Consider the following 16,790-nt stretch of genomic DNA (forward strand, 5'->3'; position numbering starts at 1 on the left):
AGACCCATGAATGCTCCGCTCGCGGTCTCCAGCCTCGCACCCGTCCTGCTCGACGGTCTGCGCGCCCTTCTCGGCAGCCGGGTCTCGACCTCGGAATCGGACCGCGCCCAGCATGGCCGCGACGAGTCCCGCCACGAACCGAAGCTGCCCGACGCCGTCTGCCGCCCGCGCTCGACCGAAGAGGTCGCGGCCATCGTGAAGCTCTGCGTCGCGCACGACACGCCGATCATCGCCTATGGCGCGGGGTCCTCGCTGGAAGGCGCGCTGATCCCGGTCCGGGGCGGCATCTCCCTCGACATGAACGAGATGAACGCCATCCTCGAGGTGCGGCCCCAGGACCTCGATGTCACGGTGCAGGCCGGCGTCACCCGCAAGCAGCTTAACGCCCATCTGCGCGACACTGGCCTCTTTTTCCCCATCGATCCTGGCGCCGATGCCTCCATCGGCGGCATGGCGGCCACCCGCGCCTCCGGCACCAATGCGGTGCGCTACGGCACCATGCGCGAGAACGTCCTGAGTCTCACCGTGGTGCTCTCCGACGGCCGCGTCATCCGAACGCGGTCGCGCGCCCGGAAATCCGCTGCCGGCTATGATCTCACCGGCCTTTTCGTCGGCTCCGAGGGCACGCTCGGCATCATCACCGAGGTGACGGTGCGCCTCTACGGTATTCCCGAGGTCATGGCCGCGGCGATCTGCGCCTTCCCGAGCGTCGAGGCGGCGGTGGACACGGTCATCCAGACCATTCAGATGGGCATCCCGGTCTCGCGCGTCGAACTGCTCGACGACAATGCCATCTCGGCCGTCAATGCCTATTCGAAGCTGTCTCTGCCGGTGACGCCGACCCTTTTCTTCGAGTTCGCCGGCAGCCAGGCCGGCGTCGAGGAGCAGGCGGCCGTCGTCGAGGAGATCGCCAAGGGCGAGGGCGCCACCAACTGGCGCTGGTCCGCCGATGCCGACGAGCGCAACAAGCTCTGGCAGGCGCGCCATGACATCCACTGGGCGATCCGCGCCGCCAACCCCGGCCGCCGCGGCTTCGGCACCGACGTCTGCGTGCCGATCTCGGCACTGGCCGAGGTCATCCGCGGCGTCCGCGAGGACACCAAGCAGCAGCCCTTCAACACGACGCTGGTCGGACATGTCGGCGATGGCAACTTCCACTTCGGCTTCCAGATCGATCCCGACAGCCCAACGGAACTGAAGGCGGCCGAGGACGCCTATGACCGCATGGTGGCCCATGCCATCCGGATGGGGGGCACCTGCACCGGCGAACACGGCGTCGGTCTCGGCAAGAGGAAGTACATGCGCATGGAATACGGCGACGCCGTCGACGTCATGCACCTCATCAAGAACGCACTCGACCCCAAGGGCCTGTTCAATCCGGGCAAGGTGCTTCCGGCCTGATGTCGGGAAAGTCAGGCGGCGTGCGCTCTCGCCGCCGCAGCGCGGAATAAATCGGACTCCGGGGCGGTAAGATGCTAGTGTGTCTTATGCCTCAAGCGGATTTCACCGCCGCAGCGGAACTTTTCGCCAACAAGCGAAAGTCGTTCCGCTCCCGCGTCCCTCTCAAATACAAGCGCTTCGACAGTCTCGCGCTGGCCGTCCAGTTCGCGGTGGAAGAGCTCGGCTCCGATCTCAACGGCATCAATATCCGCACCGAGGCGGACGACGTGTCGGGCGCCGGTATCCGCGCGCTCTACGACGATGCGGACTACCCCCTGGAGCGAAAGGCGCTGCAGCAAGCCTCATGACCGTGCCCCTTCAGGCCGCCCCGACCGGTGGTGTCGCAGCTCTCGTCGAGGTGCGCAGCCTCGGCGGTATCAATTTCGTCCGCCCCGACCGTGTCATCGCCATCCAGATGTCGCCCACGGGCGCATCGCTGATCGTCATGGAGGGCGGCACGACCGTCCATTCCTCCGAAACGACCAAAGTGATTGCCGACCGCATCGCGGCCGCTGACCGGGACCGCTAGCCGGTTCCCCACGCGAGACCCTTCCCGGCGCCGGCCCCGACCGCACGCCCAACGTCCACAGGTGAAATCATGTCCCAGCACAGGTTCAAGGTCGGCGATGTCGTCATTCTCGGTCGCTCCTTCCTCAAGATGCCGGACGGTCCCTTCGAGGTGATCCGTCTGCTGCCGTCCGACTCGGCCGATCCGGCCTACCGGATCAAGAGCCAGTCGGAGTCCTACGAGCGCGCCGTGCGCGAATACGAGATCAAGGCCGCCTGAGCCGGCTGCTGCATGGCTCCCATCGACACCCGCGCGTTGCGGGCGCCGAGATTTCGCCGCTCACTCCACGCCGTTGAACGCGTGGAGCGCCGCCGAGTATGCAGACCTTGACGACCGAGGCCCTTCTCGAGGCCGTCCGCCAGTGGGTGGTGATCGAGAGCCCGACGCAGGACGTGGTGGCGGTCAACCGCATGGCCGATCACGCCGAGGCGTTGCTTGTCGCCGCCGGAGCGCGGATCGAGCGCATTCCCGGCACCATGGGCTATGCCGACATCCTCATCGGTCGCATTTCCGGCGAGACCGACGGGCCGGGAATCCTCCTCCTCGGCCACATGGACACGGTCCATTCGGTCGGGACCCTCGCGGGTGACCTTCCCTGGCGGATCGATGGCGACCGCGCCTACGGGCCGGGCATCTACGACATGAAGGGCGGCAATTCGATCGCCATGTCGGCGCTCCTCCACCTCGCCGCCACCGGCCGCCGGCCGCGCATGCCGGTCACCGTCATGTTCATCCCCGACGAGGAAGCCGGCAGCCCGTCGTCGCGCGCCCGCATCGAGGAGGAGGCGCGGCGCCACGCCATCGTGCTGGTGGCCGAACCCTCGGGAGATGGCGGCAGGCTGACCGTCGGCCGCCACGGCATTGCCCGCTACTATCTGAAGACCACCGGGAAGCCCGCTCATGCCGGCGCCTATCATGCCAAGGGCCGCAGCGCGATCCGCGAGATGGCGCGCCAGATTGTCGCCGTCGAGGCGATGACCGACTACGACCGCACCATCACCCTCAATGTCGGCACCATGTCGGGCGGCACCCACGAGAATATGGTGCCGATCCATGCCGAGGCCTGCGTTTATGTGCTGGTGCCGACGCGCGAGGCGGAGGCGGAGGTGCGGGCGAAGCTGCTGGCCCTCGCGCCGCATGATTCAGACGTGAAGCTCGAGGTCACGCTCGGCCTGTTCCGCCCGCCCTATGGGAAGACTCCGGCCATCCAGAGGCTCTTCGACCACGCCGCCGACCTTGCCCGCTCACTCGGCTTCGAGGTAGCCGGCGAGCGCATCGCCGGCGGCGGCTCGGATGGCAATTTCACCGGCGCGCTCGGCGCGCCGACCCTCGACGGGCTGGGGGTCATCGGCGATGGGCCCCACACCCATTACGAGCATCTGCTCGTCTCGTGCCTCGTTCCGCGGACGCAGCTCTATGTCCGGCTGTTCGAGACCCTGACGCCGGACCTTGTCGCGGCTTGAGGTAGCCGTATCGCTATTCGGCGGCCATCGGCGCGCGCAGCCGTGCCCACCAGGCCTCGAGCGCCTCGCGGGAGCATGGAACAGTTTCGGCCATGTCGCCGGAATAGGCTTCCCAGGCGTCCCGGAACCGTGAGGGAAGCCCGATGACGAGGGGCAGACCAGCCCCCACGGCTGCGCCGATCTCCCCGATCAGACCGCCGCCTTCCGATTCCATGCGCCCGAACTTGTTGACCACGACGAGATCGGTTGGCTTATCGAGCGCGTTCCGGAGCGAGGCGGCAGCTTCAGCCAGGCCCTGGGGGTCGAGCCGGCAGGCACTGGCGCTGCCGCTGCCGAGGTCCTGGCAGATACTGATGCGCCGGCCGGTGTCGAGCGCTTCCAGTTCCATGTCGAGTTCGGCGCAGCTCGATCCGGCATTGATCTGCACGAGCCCGGCGACCTTCACCCCCGACCGCATGAGATCATGGGCGAAGCGCGTCAGCAGGCCGTCGCAGTCGTCGTCCGGGCCGTAGCTGACGGCGCAAATCAGGCTCATTCGTTTCTGTCCTGTGGTCTTGGCTCAAAGATGGGGCGGTGAGGCCCATGGGTAAAGCCCTGCGGAGGGCGGCGGCGGCAGGGCGCGGCATTGCGGACGGACTCATGGCTTCATGCGGGCCTGATCGGGTATCATCGCGCCCGAATCCGGACAGGAAGGATGACCTCGACATGTTGAAGCTCCCCGTGGCCGCTCTGGCTCTGGCAACACTGATTGTGGCGTCGACCTCGCAGACCGCGGAGGCGCGTCACCGGCGCCTTGGCATGCACGGCTGGTGCCGGGCCGACGCCGCCCAGATGATGGGCGTCAGCCGGCGGGCGGTGGCGCTGGAGCGGCGGGCCGTCAGGACCGCCGGCGGGCGCTACGAACTTCGTGGGCTAGCCGGCCACGGCCGGTTTGGCAGCCGGGCCTTCATCTGCCACTTCAATCAGCGCGGCGTCCTGCAGGGCGCCGTCTGATCCCTATCCGGCCTTGCGGATGGTGAAGGTGAGGGTGTCGTCCGCCCGCACCTGATCCAGCAACGCATCCCCCGTCTCGCGCAGGAGGTGGGGGATGTCGATGGCCGCCATCGGATCGGTACAGACGACCACGAGTCGGTCGCCGGCGGCGATGCGGGTCAGCGCCTTGCGGGTCTTCAGCGCCGGCAGCGGGCATTTCAGCCCCTTGAGATCCAGCACGGTCCCCTCTGCCGCTGCGTCCCGGCGATGCGCGCCATCCTGCATGGCCTGATCCGGTCGGCCGGTCAGCGGGTGACGGTCGGCGTGTTCAGGCCGTTCCAGTCCTTGCCGACCAGGTTGTAGCCGGCCTCGGTGCCGCGCAGCTGGGTGCCGGATCCGACAAAGCGGGCGTCGGCGGTCATCAGCAAGGTGGTGTTCAGAAGGTAGCCCGCGGCGGCGGCGATGACGATGGCGACAGCGGATGCGAGCAGCATGGCCTTCATGACGTTCCCCTCTCGGAAGTTCTTGTTTCCGCGCGCAATTTACCACGCGGCTGGAACCGTTCAAGCGCGCCGGCGTCGCAGGCGCGCTATTCGATGACGATGCGCGGCGGCGGCTTGATGGTGACGTCGCCGGTTCCCGACAGGCTCGCCCAGACCTGGCGCGCAATGTCGCGATAGACCAGTGAATGCGGGCTGTCGGGGTCGGTGGCGACGATCGGGCGCCCGGCATCCGACCGCTCGCGCAGATCCATGTCGAGCGGCACCTCGCCGAGGAAGGGAACGCCGAGACGCTCGGCCTCCTGGCGCGCCCCGCCGTGGCCGAAGATATCGTAGCGCCGGCCGGTATCGGGGGCGATGAAATAGCTCATGTTCTCGACGATGCCGAGGATCGGCACCTCGGTCTTGCGGAACATGGCGACGCCCCGACGCGCATCGATGAGGGCGAGGTCCTGCGGGGTCGAGACGATGACGGCGCCGGCGAGCGGCGTCGCCTGCGCCATGGTGAGCTGCGCATCGCCGGTGCCAGGCGGCATGTCGACGACCAGCACGTCGAGGTCTCTCCAGGCGACCTCTCGCAGCATCTGCGTGATAGCGCTCATGACCATGGGACCGCGCCAGATCATCGGCGTGTCCTCCTCGACCATGAAGCCGATGGACATCACCTTGACGCCGAACCCCTCGAGCGGGGCGAGCGTGCGGCCCTCGACGACGCGCGGCTTGCCGTGCAGACCGAACAGCTTCGGCATGGAAGGGCCGTAGATGTCGGCGTCGAGGATGCCGACCTTCAGCCCGTTGGCGGCAAGCGCCAGGGCGAGGTTGCAGGCGGTCGTCGACTTGCCGACGCCACCCTTGCCGGAGGCGACGGCGATCACGTGCTTCACCCCCGGGATCGCGGCGGACTTCGCGGAGGGCGCCTGCGCCGGCCGTCCTGGAGCGACGTGTGGCTGGGTCGAGGGGGGCGGACGGACGCCGGGCGGGGCGGCCGCGGTCTGTCGGTCGGCGGTCAGCGAGACCAGCGCCTGCCCGACGCCGGGAATGCCGCCGATGGCCGATTGCGCCGCGGCGCGGACCGGCTCCATCGCTGCGGCCTCCGTCGCGTCGATGCCGATGGCCACCATGACCTTGTCGCCGCTGACGAGGATCTCGGAAAGCCGGCCCGACGCCGTCAGGGACTGCCCGCTCGCCGGCAGCTTCACCTGTTCCAGCGCCCGTGCGACTTCTTCGCGTGTGACCATGATGCCCTCGTGTGACAGGCGGTCACATAGGGCATCGTTCCGGGCGAAGGAAGGGCTGGCCTCGTCAGGGCGTGATTGTCAGGCGCAGCACATAGGCGTCGAGGGCCGGCGGCCGGCTGGCCGTCGACAGTTCGCGCGGCGGCGCGGAGAGTTCGCCAAAGGCGACGAAACGTCCCTGCACGGGCACGAAGGGGGCGGCGAGATGCGGCGCGGGCGACAGGCGGAAGGTCGGCGCCTGGATGCCGACAGCCTCGATCTCGACGACAGGGGCGCCGGTGCGCGCGCAGCCGCGCGGCGAGGCGCAGCGGCCATCCGAGACGACACGGCTGAACTTCAGGCGCATGGAACGCCCGTTCATGCCGGGAACGTCGACAGTTTCGCCGCCGCGAATCTCGATCCGCAGGGGCTGGGGGGACTGCGCCTTGCTCGGCCCGGTCACGAGAAGGAGGATCGTGCTGGCGGCGAGGAACATGAGTGTCGGGGCAGCGATCATGGTCACGTTGGCAAGTAGACGGGCATCGAAAAACATGGGGCGGCTCCGGTATGCGTCCCCCATGGGTCGCGGCGGGAGCGCATCCGGTTCAACAGATGATGTGATGTCTAGGGATGCCCTTCGCCATGCCCGGCCGCGGTCACGAATGCGCGACGACGCCCGCTATCGTCGTCGCCGGCATGGCTGCGCCCGCAAATAAGCGGGATCGCAGGCAAATCGCGTGTTGGAGCCGTCACGGACTCGTGGTAGCAGGCGTCGCCAACCCAGAACCGAGCCGCCATCCATCCTCCCGCCGAGTCGAGAGGGCGGAGAGGGCTTTACCCGCACCGGAGTTGGCCATGGCCGTCATCAAGTCCATCGAGGAAGCGCTCACCTTCGACGACGTCCTGCTGCGGCCGGGTCTGTCGGATGTCATGCCCGGCGACGTCGACGTGAAGTCGCGCATCACGCGCACCATCTCCCTCAACATTCCGATCATCTCCTCGGCCATGGACACGGTGACCGAATACCGGATGGCCATCGCCATGGCCCAGGCCGGCGGCATCGGCGTCATCCACCGCAACCTCGAGCCCGAGGTCCAGGCCGACCACGTCCGCCAGGTCAAGCGCTTCGAGAGCGGCATGGTGCTCAATCCGATCACCATCCATCCCGACGAGACGCTGGCCGACGCCCAGGCCCTGATGAGGAAGCACAACTTCTCCGGCTTCCCCGTCGTCGAGCGTGGCCCGAACGGCAAGGCCGGCAAGCTCGTCGGCATCCTCACCAACCGCGACGTGCGCTTCGCCACCCGCCCCGACCAGCCGGTCGCCGAACTGATGACGAAGGACCGCCTCATCACCGTGGGCGAGGGCGTCACGCAGCAGGAGGCCAAGCGGCTGCTGCACCAGTTCCGCATCGAGAAGCTGCTGGTCGTCGACGAGCACTATCGCTGCACCGGCCTCGTCACCGTCAAGGACATCGAGAAGCAGGTCGCCAATCCCAACGCCTGCAAGGACGAGCAGGGGCGCCTGCGCGTCGCGGCCGCCACCACGGTCGGCGAGCAGGGCTACGAGCGCACCGAACTTCTGATCGACGCCGGTGTCGATCTGGTCGTCGTGGACACCGCGCATGGTCATTCGCAGATGGTTCTCGACCAGGTCACGCGCATCAAGCGCCTGTCCAACAAGGTGCAGGTCGTCGCCGGAAACGTCGCCACCGCCTCGGGCACCCGGGCGCTGATCGATGCCGGCGCCGACGCCATCAAGGTCGGCATTGGCCCCGGCTCCATCTGCACGACGCGCATCGTCGCCGGCGTCGGCGTGCCTCAGCTCACCGCCATCATGGAGAGCGTCGAGGCCGCCCAGGCGAGCGGCACGCCGGTGATCGCCGATGGTGGAATCAAGTTCTCGGGCGATCTCGCCAAGGCGCTGGCCGCAGGGGCCGAGGTCGCCATGATCGGCGGACTGCTGGCCGGCACGGACGAGGCGCCCGGCGAGGTCTATCTGTGGCAGGGCCGCTCCTACAAGAGCTACCGCGGCATGGGATCCGTCGGCGCCATGGCGCGGGGCTCGGCCGACCGCTACTTCCAGGCCGAGGTCAAGGACGCCCTGAAGCTCGTTCCGGAGGGCATCGAGGGCCAGGTCGCCTACAAGGGACCGGTCTCGACGGTCGTCCACCAGCTCGTCGGCGGCCTCAGGGCGGCCATGGGCTATACGGGGGCGAAGGACCTCGCCGATTTCCGCGCCAAGACCGAGTTCGTCCGCATCTCCGGCGCCGGCCTGCGCGAGAGCCACGTCCATGACGTGACGATCACCCGCGAGAGCCCCAATTATCCGAATGGCGGGCGGGTTTGAGCCGTCGGATCAGACTGGAACGCTGCGTCGTGAATCAAAAAAGGCGGCCTCGCGGCCGCCTTTTCCGTTGCTCGAGCGAGTGAAGATCACTCGCAGACGCGGATGCGGCGACGCTCGGGGCCATACGGACCCTCGACCCAGCGGCGCTCGATCCAGCACTCGCGCGGGCCGGCCGATGCGGCAGCCGCCGCGCCACCGATGATGAGGGCCGCGGCGCCGAGGCCGAGGGCAGCGCCCGGGCCGAAGCCGCGCCCGCCGCCACGACCACCGCGGAAGCCGCCACGCGGGCCGCCACGGACACCGCCGCCGCCGCCGCGGAAGCCACCGCGACGCTGCATCTCGACGGGCTGGGACGTATCGATGCCGCCGCCGAGCGCGGCGTTGATGGCAGCGCGGTCCACCATCGGGGTGGCCGAGGCCGACGACGGCATGAGGACCGTGGCGCCCAGTGCGAGCGCGCCGAGCGCGGTCGACAGAGCAAGGGTCCTGAAGGCTGAATGACGCATAACAATATCTCCCCGTGGTTTAAGGCGGGGGGATCCCCGCCCGGTTGTGACGCGATGGGCCGCATCGAAGACCAAGGATGTCACGGGATCAATCCGCCAGTTCCTTGATCAACCTTTTTGCAGCATGGTCGTTTCCATTACGCGAGGGAAGCGGAAACAGATTGTTTCACGCTGACATGGAGAATTTCCGATGGGATTGATGAATCCGGGCGGCCTGTCGCTCATCTGGCCGGTTCTGGCGCAGGTGGCGCTGACCTTCGTGATCCTCTTCGTGATGGGCTATTTCCGTCGCAGGGCGCTCCAGGGTCGCGAGGTGAAGCTGAAAGACATAGCCCTGTCTTCGGAAGCCTGGCCCGGGAAGGCCCGTCAGGCGGCCAACAATTTCTCCAACCAGTTCGAGACGCCGGTCCTCTTCTACGTGCTCGCGATCATGGCGATCCATGTCGGAGCGACCGGCTGGCTGATGACCAGCCTCGCCTGGCTCTTCGTCGCCTCGCGGATCGTCCATGCCTATGTCCATATCGGCTCGAATGATCTGAGGCTGCGGCCGCTGGTCTTCACCATCGGGTGCTTCGCCCTCCTCGCCATGCTCGTCGGCGTTCTCATCGCCGCCCTCTGACAGGAAAGAGCCCCGGTCTTGCGACCGGGGCCAAGGTTCAGGAACGGGAGGTCTGCGCTGCGTCTGGCCCTACCAGGCGCAGACGTTCACCAGCCGGCGCTCGACGCCGTAGGGCGTCTCGATCAGGCGGTAGCGGTAGCAGCTCGAGCCGACGGCGACGACGCCGAGGCCGCCGATCCAGCGGCCGTGCCGCCAGAAGCCGGGACGATGGCCGTGGCCATGGCGCCGGTGGAAGCCGAGATGGCGCCCGCCGAAGTGGCGCCCGCCGCCGAAATGCATGCCACCGCCGCCGCGGTGGAATCCGCCACCCCCGCCGCCGCGGAAACCGCGCGCTTCGGCATCGGTGGTGGAGTAGAGGCCGAGACCGGCCACGGCGACGCCGGCGAGGGCGAGAGTCTTGAGGGAGATCATGAGTATCGATCCTTGATCTGTGGTGTGAGGAGGAAGTCACCCCTTCAGCCATGGGTCGCGCCGCCGCCCGAAAAGGTTCGATGGCATTCCTGCGATAAGTGCTCTCCGGCGGCGGGCGTCATCGCCCCCGCAGAGCCGCTCCGCCCGGACGTTCCGACGGGTCCTGGAGACGCGGCGGCGCCTCTGCCGATTGCAAGGAAACGTCAACCATGGCGACCCGAGCTGCGCACTTTAATTACATTGGTTCCCTGCGGTTAAGGCGGGATTCAGCGATCCGCGCCATCGTGCTGGCACGCATACCTCCAGCCGATCACGGGCCATGGCGCCGGACGTCAAGATCACTTCGCAGGACCTTGCCCGGGCTCAGGCCACGCGGCGATGGAGCCTGACTTTCCCAGAGGCGATCGAGACGCGCTTCGAGCAGGAGATCGGTGCGCGCCGGGCGAAGAACCTGCGTCTGACCATGCCGCGGACGATCCTCGTCTACAACGCGTTCCTGCTCGGCGACTATTTTCTGGCGAACGACACGTTCTGGCTGGCCCTGGTTCTGCACCTGGCCGTGATCACCCCGTGGATGGTTGTCGCCGGCATCCTGATGTCCCGGCCGCTGACCCGCTGGGCACGCAACCTGATTATCGCCAGTATCCCGCTGGCGATGATCGCCGGCGTCCTCATCGTCTTCTCGGTCACCCGCGACCCGCTATCTGACCACTACCAGTATTTCACCATCATCGCGCTGATCTACGGGAATGCCGTGCTGAGGCCGAGCTATCCGCTGGCACTCGCCATGTCGCTGGTGACGATTCTGGCGCATATGGTCGCCCTGGCGCTGCATCCGGGCATTGCCGTTCCCGTGGCGGCTTCGGCCGCCTGTGGCCTTGTCGTCGCTTCCTACGTGTCCCTGAGCGCCAATTTCGCCATCGAGCGTGATCTTCGCCGCCTCTATCTGCTCAGGCTGGCGGACATGCTCGCCACGAGTGACCTGCAGCGTGCCGCCGCCGACCTGCACCGCATCTCCTATGTCGACCCGCTCACCGGCCTCGCCAACCGGCGCGGCATTGATGCCCGTGCCGACGCGCTCTTCGCCGGCGCGGAGCCCCGCTCGGGGCGTTTCGCCGTTCTGATGATCGATGTCGACCACTTCAAGAGCTTCAATGACCACTACGGCCATCCGGAGGGGGACCGCTGCCTGACGCGCGTCGCGGGCGCGATCCGCGACACGGTCCGGGACGGCCTCGATATCGTCGGACGCTATGGCGGCGAGGAGTTCCTGGTGATCGTGCCGGATGCCGATCTCGCGAGCGCCGTTCAGGTGGCTGATCGGATGCGCCGGCTGGTCGAGCAACTCGCCGTCCCCCATGACCAGGTCGCAGCCGGGATCGTCACGGTCAGCATCGGGGTCGGCGAGGGGACGCTCTCCGATCCGGCGAGCCTGACGAGGGCCATCGCCCATGCCGATGTCGCGCTCTACGAGGCCAAGGCCGCCGGCCGCAACTGCGTCAGACCGCTGGGCCGGCGCGTCGCCGGCAAGAGGCTGGGCCACGCCGCCTGAACGATCGCGCTTGCGGTCGGGGGTCAACCGCGTCTAACACGACGGCCTTTGGCGGGGTCTGCCCCGCGCCGGAGCCGCCGTGACCCCTTCCGCCCGCCTGTCCGCCGCCATCGAGGTCCTCGCCGATATCGAGGCGCGCCGTCGCCCCGCGACCGATGCCCTGAAGGACTGGGGCCTCGGCCATCGCTTCGCCGGGTCCAAGGACCGCGCGGCGATCGCCAGCCTCGTCTATGACGCCCTGCGCCGCCGCGCCTCGGCCGCCCACGTGATGGGCGAGGCGACGCCGCGCGCCGTCCTGCTCGGCAGCCTGGCACTCGCCCGCGGGCTCGATGTCGACGCCATCGCGGGTCTGTGTTCCGGAGAGCGCTTCGCGCCGGAGCCCTTGTCGGCGGAGGAATCCAAGCGCCTCGGTGCGCTGAATCTCGCCGATGCTCCGCCCCATGTGGCCGGCGACTTCCCGGAATGGCTGGCGCCCGATCTCGCCGCCGCCTTCGGCGACCGCCTCGTTGAGGAGATGCTGGCGCTGGCGGCGCGCGCGCCCATCGATATCCGCGTCAATACGCTGAAGACGGAGCGCGCTCGCCTCATTCCGGACCTCGCCCATCTTGCGCCACAGGTGACGCCGCACGCGCCGACCGGTCTCCGGTTCTCCGCCGGCGAGGACGGCCGCGGTCCGACGCTGCAGGTCACGCCCGAATTCCTCAAGGGCCTGTTCGAGATCCAGGACGAGGGCTCGCAGGTCATCGCCGCCATGGCCGGCGCGGCCCCCGGCATGCAGGTCGTCGATCTCTGCGCCGGCGGCGGCGGTAAGACCCTCGAACTCGCCGCGCTGATGGACAATTCCGGCCAGATCTACGCGACCGACTCCGATGCGCGGCGCCTCGCCCCGATCCACGATCGTCTCGCCCGCGCGGGCGTGCGCAATGTCCAGGTCCGCACCCCGAAGGGCAGGGGCGATGAGCCGCTGGCCGACCTCGCCGGCAAGATCGACCTGGTGCTGGTCGACGCCCCCTGCACCGGAATCGGCACCTGGCGGCGCAACCCGGATACCAAGTGGCGCGTGCGCCCCGGCGCCCTCGACGAGCGCATGAAGGACCAGGACCTCGTCCTTGCCCGTGCCGAGTGTCTGGTGAAGCCCGGCGGCCGCATCGCCTATGTCACCTGCTCGGTGCTGCCGCGCGAGAACGACGAGCGGATCGCCGCCTTCCTCAAGGCCCATCCGGGCTTCGAGGCGATCGACCCCCGCGAGGTGCTGGCGCTCGCCCCCGACACGCTCTCCGAGCGCGACGACCTGATCTCGCCAGCCGGCCTCGGGCTGCAGCTCTCGCCGCTCAGGACGGGCACGGACGGGTTCTATCTGGCGATTGTGGAGCGGCGCGCCTGAGCCGGTGTCGGGGCCGCGCGGGCCCGCCGGAGCGCCTCCTGACCGACACCCGCTGACGCCCTGCTGCCATCTCTGTGTTGATGGCGCGGAGCTTGGGCTTGCGCCGTGCCCGGCATGGTCGTAACGCAGAAAAATGACCCAGCACGACACCATCCTCATCATCGATTTCGGCTCGCAGGTGACCCAGCTGATCGCGCGGCGCGTGCGCGAGGCGGGCGTCTATTGCGAGATCCATCCCTTCCAGTCGGCTGAGGCTGCCTATCGCAAGCTCAAGCCGAAGGGGGTCATCCTGTCGGGAAGCCCGGCCTCGGTGACCGAAGATTTCTCGCCCCGTGCCCCGCAACTGATCTTCGACGAGAAACTGCCCGTCTTCGGCATCTGCTATGGCGAGCAGGCCATGGCCGAGCAGCTCGGCGGCAAGGTGGAGGCCGGTCATCACCGCGAGTTCGGCCGCGCCTTCCTCGACGTGAAGAAGCCGTCGCGGCTCTTCGAGGGCGTCTGGGAGCCCGGCACCCGCCATCAGGTCTGGATGAGCCACGGCGACCGCGTCACCCAGTTGCCTGAGGGCTTCGAGGTGGTCGCCACCTCCGACAATGCCCCCTATGCCGCCATCGCCGACGAGAAGCGCAACTACTACGCGGTTCAGTTTCACCCGGAGGTGGTGCACACGCCGGACGGGGCGAAGCTCATCCAGAACTTCGTTCACAAGATCGCCGGCGCCCGGTCCGACTGGACCATGTCGGCCTATCGCCAGGAGATGATCGCCAAGATCCGCGCCCATGTCGGCAAGGGCAAGGTGATCTGCGGCCTGTCCGGCGGCGTCGATTCCTCGGTTGCGGCCGTCCTGATCCACGAGGCCGTGGGCTCGCAACTGACCTGCGTCTTCGTCGACCACGGCCTGATGCGCCAGAACGAGGCCAAGGAGGTCGTCGAACTCTTCCGCGGCCACTACAACATCCCTCTCGTCCACGTGGACGCCGCCGACCTCTTCCTCGGCGAGCTTGCCGGCGTCACCGACCCGGAGACCAAGCGCAAGACCATCGGCCGCCTGTTCATCGAGGTCTTCGAGAAGGAGGCCAAGGCTGTCGGCGGCGCGGAGTTCCTTGCCCAGGGCACGCTCTATCCCGACGTCATCGAGAGCGTCTCCTTCACCGGCGGCCCCTCGGTCACCATCAAGAGCCACCACAATGTCGGTGGCCTGCCCGAGCGCATGAACATGAAGCTCGTCGAGCCGCTGCGCGAGCTGTTCAAGGACGAGGTGAGGGCGCTCGGCCGCGAACTCGGCCTCCCCGACAGCTTCGTCGGCCGCCATCCCTTCCCAGGACCTGGCCTCGCCATCCGCATTCCCGGCGAGATCACGCCGGAGAAGCTCGACATCCTGCGCCAGGCCGACGCCATCTATCTCGACGAGATCCGCAAGGCCGGGCTCTACGACATCATCTGGCAGGCCTTCGCCGTGCTGCTGCCGGTCCGCACCGTCGGCGTCATGGGCGACGGACGCACCTACGACCACGTCTGCGCGCTGCGCGCCGTCACCTCCGTCGACGGCATGACGGCCGACTTCTACCCCTTCGACATGACCTTCCTCGGCCGTGCCGCCACCCGCATCATCAACGAGGTGCGCGGCATCAACCGCGTCGTTTACGACGTGACCTCGAAGCCGCCGGGGACCATCGAGTGGGAATAATTTTTGCCCATCCGAGGGTATCCGAAACTACGCCAGAATACGCTCTAACCCACTGAAAAACAGAAATAATCAAGCCACCGCCTATTGATGTCTATCGGTGGGCATGGAACGCGTCTGTCGTATCTGGTGACGGACCCGCCCCCCGTTGATCATCCGGAAAATCGAAAGTACCGTCACAGCGACAGAGGCTCGTGACGGTACTTTTTTCGGCCTAATCTACTGAAAATAAACAGATATGTCCGCCGAAAGCCTCCGAAAAACGCCTGACGGTCTTTTTTTGCGTGGAGGCCCCAAATGTTGACGGATGCAGCACTCAAGTGCCTGAAACCAAAAGCCAAAATGTACAAGGTGACCGATCGTGACGGCATGTATGTGCGCGTCGCACCCACGGGCGGCATCTCGTTCAGGCTGGACTACCGGCTGAACGGCAGGCGCGAGACCGTCCATCTTGGCAAGTACGCCAGAGATGGGATCTCGCTCGCCCGGGCGCGTGAACTGTGCCTGGACGCCAAACGGATGATCGCAGAGGGGCGGTCACCAGCCATCGAGAAGCAGCGGGATAAGCGTCGGATCAAGGAGGCCAAGAGCTTCGGTGAGTTCGGCGAGAAGTGGCTGACAGGCGCGCCCATGGCCGACAGCACGCGCGCCATGCGCCGCGCCATCTTCGAGCGCGAACTCAAGCCCGTCTGGCGGAATCGGTTGCTGACCGAGATCACGCCTGATGACCTGCGCGCACACTGCGCCAAGATCGTGGAACGGGGCGCGCCGGCGACAGCCATCCATGTGCGGGATATCCTGAAGCAGATCTACGCCTTCGCCATTCTCCATGGCGAGAAGGTCGCGAACCCGGCCGATGATGTGGGTCCTGCTTCGATCGCCACCTTCACGCCGAAGGACCGGGCGCTTTCGCCGACCGAGATCCGCATCATGCTCAAGCAACTCGAGCATGTCGCGACCCTGCCGACGATCCGCCTCGGCATGAAGCTCTACCTCCTCACCATGGTCCGGAAGAGCGAGTTGCAGGACGCGGTCTGGGATGAGGTCGATTTCGAAAACGCTGTCTGGACGATCCCGAAGGAGCGCATGAAGCGATCGAAGGCGCACAACGTCTATCTGTGCCGGCAGACTCTCGACATCATGATCGCGCTCAAGACCTGCGCTGGTAATTCCCGATATCTGCTGCCGTCCCGCTACGATGCGGACGCGCCGATGTCGCGGGCGACCTTTAACCGGGTCACCTACGCTGTCGTCGAACAGGCCAAGAAGGAGGGGCTGCCGCTGGAGCCGTTCACCGTCCATGACCTTCGGCGCACGGGGTCGACGCTGCTCAACGAGCTGGGCTTCAACCGCGACTGGATCGAGAAGTGCCTGGCGCACGAGGATGGGCGTTCATCGCGCGGCGTCTATAACAAGGCCGAGTACGAAGTTCAGCGTCGCCACATGATGCAGGAATGGGCTGATACCGTCGATGCCTGGGTCGAGGGCCGGAAGTATGTTCCGACACTGTTGCCAACAGTCATGCCGCCTATCGCGCTCGATCCTGCCCTTTGACCGGGCGAGACTTTCGCTTGGTGACGTCTGGATGGTGTGCGCGATGGATCGGCTTCGCGCGCCGCGCCAGCAACCAGGCCTGGACCTCGGCGAGGTCCCAGACTATGCAGCGCGGTGACAGCGCGAAGCGGCGTGGGAACTCGCCGCGCTGCTCCATCTCGTAAATCGTGCTGTCGGCCAGTGGCACCATCTCGCGCAGCTGGTGCCGTCTGATGGTCTTCCTGATCTCCAAAGGCTCAATCTGTCCCATGTCTTATCTCCTTCGCGGCTGTCGCTGCGATTGAGAACGATAGGTTCCGATATCGGAAGCCCCTGCGTGCTGATGTGCGGGGATTTCGGGCTGTGGCGTAGAAATCGGCGGGTTTGAAACAGTTTTCTTGTACGCGACGGGTCGCACGGGTCTCTGCTGATGATGGTCCGCTTACATCCCTAATCCCTGATTGCCACTGAACCGCTCTGGGTTTGCCGGAGGGCAGATTGCTTGAGTCCTACGCGGCCATTTTGAGGTTCTCAAGGGCTGCATAGTAGTTGGCTTCCGCCTCAGCGGGCGGGATGTTGCCGATCGGCTCCAGCA

Annotated in this window: 20 protein-coding genes; 12 read left to right on the top strand and 8 right to left on the bottom strand. The window is 67.0% G+C overall.

Annotated features, from left to right (window positions below; translation table 11 throughout):
• Positions 1-6 precede the first annotated feature (6 nt).
• The 5 genes from ACJ4V0_RS19810 (at position 7) to ACJ4V0_RS19830 (ending at position 3,471) form a co-directional block, all read left to right on the top strand.
• Positions 7-1,401, top strand: coding sequence for an FAD-binding oxidoreductase (locus ACJ4V0_RS19810; protein WP_448301335.1), 1,395 nt, complete (start codon positions 7-9; stop codon positions 1,399-1,401).
• 71 nt (positions 1,402-1,472) lie between these two features.
• Positions 1,473-1,748 (top strand): hypothetical protein, encoded by a 276-nt coding sequence (locus ACJ4V0_RS19815; protein WP_448301336.1) that lies wholly within the window; start codon positions 1,473-1,475, stop codon positions 1,746-1,748.
• Positions 1,745-1,969 (top strand): hypothetical protein, encoded by a 225-nt coding sequence (locus tag ACJ4V0_RS19820; protein ID WP_448301337.1) that lies wholly within the window; start codon positions 1,745-1,747, stop codon positions 1,967-1,969. Before ACJ4V0_RS19815 ends, ACJ4V0_RS19820 begins: the two co-directional genes overlap by 4 nt.
• A gap of 69 nt (positions 1,970-2,038) precedes the next feature.
• On the top strand, positions 2,039-2,227 hold the full coding sequence (locus ACJ4V0_RS19825) for a hypothetical protein (RefSeq protein WP_448301338.1): 189 nt from the start codon (positions 2,039-2,041) through the stop codon (positions 2,225-2,227).
• 98 nt (positions 2,228-2,325) lie between these two features.
• A complete protein-coding gene (locus ACJ4V0_RS19830) occupies positions 2,326-3,471 on the top strand; it encodes a M20 family metallopeptidase (protein ID WP_448301339.1) in 1,146 nt (381 codons plus the stop codon).
• Between the two features lie 13 nt (positions 3,472-3,484).
• Here the strand turns inward: ACJ4V0_RS19830 and ACJ4V0_RS19835 are convergent, their stop codons facing one another.
• Positions 3,485-4,006 carry a DUF2478 domain-containing protein gene (locus ACJ4V0_RS19835; RefSeq protein WP_448301340.1) on the bottom strand — a complete coding sequence of 174 codons (522 nt, stop codon included), beginning with the start codon at positions 4,004-4,006 and terminating at the stop codon, positions 3,485-3,487.
• A 170-nt stretch (positions 4,007-4,176) separates the two neighbouring features.
• On the opposite strand from ACJ4V0_RS19835, the gene ACJ4V0_RS19840 reads away from it, so the two are divergent.
• Complete coding sequence (locus tag ACJ4V0_RS19840; RefSeq protein ID WP_448301341.1) at positions 4,177-4,464, top strand: hypothetical protein; 288 nt, start codon at positions 4,177-4,179, stop codon at positions 4,462-4,464.
• A 3-nt stretch (positions 4,465-4,467) separates the two neighbouring features.
• Here ACJ4V0_RS19840 and ACJ4V0_RS19845 read toward each other — a convergent pair whose 3' ends face one another.
• From ACJ4V0_RS19845 to ACJ4V0_RS19860, 4 genes are all read right to left on the bottom strand, one after another.
• On the bottom strand, positions 4,468-4,683 hold the full coding sequence (locus ACJ4V0_RS19845) for a sulfurtransferase TusA family protein (protein ID WP_448301342.1): 216 nt from the start codon (positions 4,681-4,683) through the stop codon (positions 4,468-4,470).
• 65 nt (positions 4,684-4,748) lie between these two features.
• Entirely contained in the window at positions 4,749-4,946 is a 198-nt protein-coding gene (locus ACJ4V0_RS19850) for a hypothetical protein (RefSeq protein ID WP_448301343.1), read from the bottom strand.
• 86 nt (positions 4,947-5,032) lie between these two features.
• Positions 5,033-6,184, bottom strand: a complete 1,152-nt coding sequence (locus ACJ4V0_RS19855) for an Mrp/NBP35 family ATP-binding protein (RefSeq protein WP_448301356.1) — start codon at positions 6,182-6,184, stop codon at positions 5,033-5,035.
• Between the two features lie 61 nt (positions 6,185-6,245).
• A complete protein-coding gene (locus tag ACJ4V0_RS19860) occupies positions 6,246-6,710 on the bottom strand; it encodes a hypothetical protein (protein WP_448301344.1) in 465 nt (154 codons plus the stop codon).
• A gap of 302 nt (positions 6,711-7,012) precedes the next feature.
• On the opposite strand from ACJ4V0_RS19860, the gene guaB reads away from it, so the two are divergent.
• Entirely contained in the window at positions 7,013-8,506 is a 1,494-nt protein-coding gene (gene guaB / locus ACJ4V0_RS19865) for an IMP dehydrogenase (protein WP_448301345.1), read from the top strand.
• Between the two features lie 86 nt (positions 8,507-8,592).
• On the opposite strand, the gene ACJ4V0_RS19870 is transcribed toward guaB, so the two are convergent.
• The gene (locus ACJ4V0_RS19870; RefSeq protein WP_448301346.1) at positions 8,593-9,012 is read right to left on the bottom strand and encodes a hypothetical protein; all 420 of its coding nucleotides are present in this window, start codon (positions 9,010-9,012) and stop codon (positions 8,593-8,595) included.
• A gap of 190 nt (positions 9,013-9,202) precedes the next feature.
• Here ACJ4V0_RS19870 and ACJ4V0_RS19875 point away from each other — a divergent pair, with 190 nt between their 5' ends.
• Positions 9,203-9,631, top strand: coding sequence for an MAPEG family protein (locus tag ACJ4V0_RS19875; RefSeq protein ID WP_448301347.1), 429 nt, complete (start codon positions 9,203-9,205; stop codon positions 9,629-9,631).
• Positions 9,632-9,700: 69 nt separating this feature from the next.
• Here ACJ4V0_RS19875 and ACJ4V0_RS19880 read toward each other — a convergent pair whose 3' ends face one another.
• A complete protein-coding gene (locus ACJ4V0_RS19880) occupies positions 9,701-10,042 on the bottom strand; it encodes a hypothetical protein (RefSeq protein ID WP_448301348.1) in 342 nt (113 codons plus the stop codon).
• A 319-nt stretch (positions 10,043-10,361) separates the two neighbouring features.
• Here ACJ4V0_RS19880 and ACJ4V0_RS19885 point away from each other — a divergent pair, with 319 nt between their 5' ends.
• From ACJ4V0_RS19885 to ACJ4V0_RS19900, 4 genes are all read left to right on the top strand, one after another.
• Complete coding sequence (locus ACJ4V0_RS19885) at positions 10,362-11,594, top strand: GGDEF domain-containing protein (RefSeq protein ID WP_448301349.1); 1,233 nt, start codon at positions 10,362-10,364, stop codon at positions 11,592-11,594.
• A gap of 79 nt (positions 11,595-11,673) precedes the next feature.
• Positions 11,674-12,978, top strand: coding sequence for an RsmB/NOP family class I SAM-dependent RNA methyltransferase (locus tag ACJ4V0_RS19890; protein WP_448301350.1), 1,305 nt, complete (start codon positions 11,674-11,676; stop codon positions 12,976-12,978).
• Between the two features lie 133 nt (positions 12,979-13,111).
• Positions 13,112-14,665 carry a glutamine-hydrolyzing GMP synthase gene (guaA, locus tag ACJ4V0_RS19895; protein WP_448301351.1) on the top strand — a complete coding sequence of 518 codons (1,554 nt, stop codon included), beginning with the start codon at positions 13,112-13,114 and terminating at the stop codon, positions 14,663-14,665.
• A 294-nt stretch (positions 14,666-14,959) separates the two neighbouring features.
• Positions 14,960-16,216, top strand: coding sequence for a tyrosine-type recombinase/integrase (locus tag ACJ4V0_RS19900; RefSeq protein ID WP_086117932.1), 1,257 nt, complete (start codon positions 14,960-14,962; stop codon positions 16,214-16,216).
• Here ACJ4V0_RS19900 and ACJ4V0_RS19905 read toward each other — a convergent pair.
• Positions 16,191-16,466: a helix-turn-helix transcriptional regulator gene (locus ACJ4V0_RS19905; RefSeq protein WP_448301352.1), complete on the bottom strand. Its 276-nt coding sequence runs from the start codon at positions 16,464-16,466 to the stop codon at positions 16,191-16,193. The two genes, ACJ4V0_RS19900 and ACJ4V0_RS19905, sit on opposite strands and share 26 nt — an antisense overlap.
• Positions 16,467-16,790: the final 324 nt, after the last annotated feature.

This window comes from Phreatobacter aquiterrae (assembly GCF_053471285.1).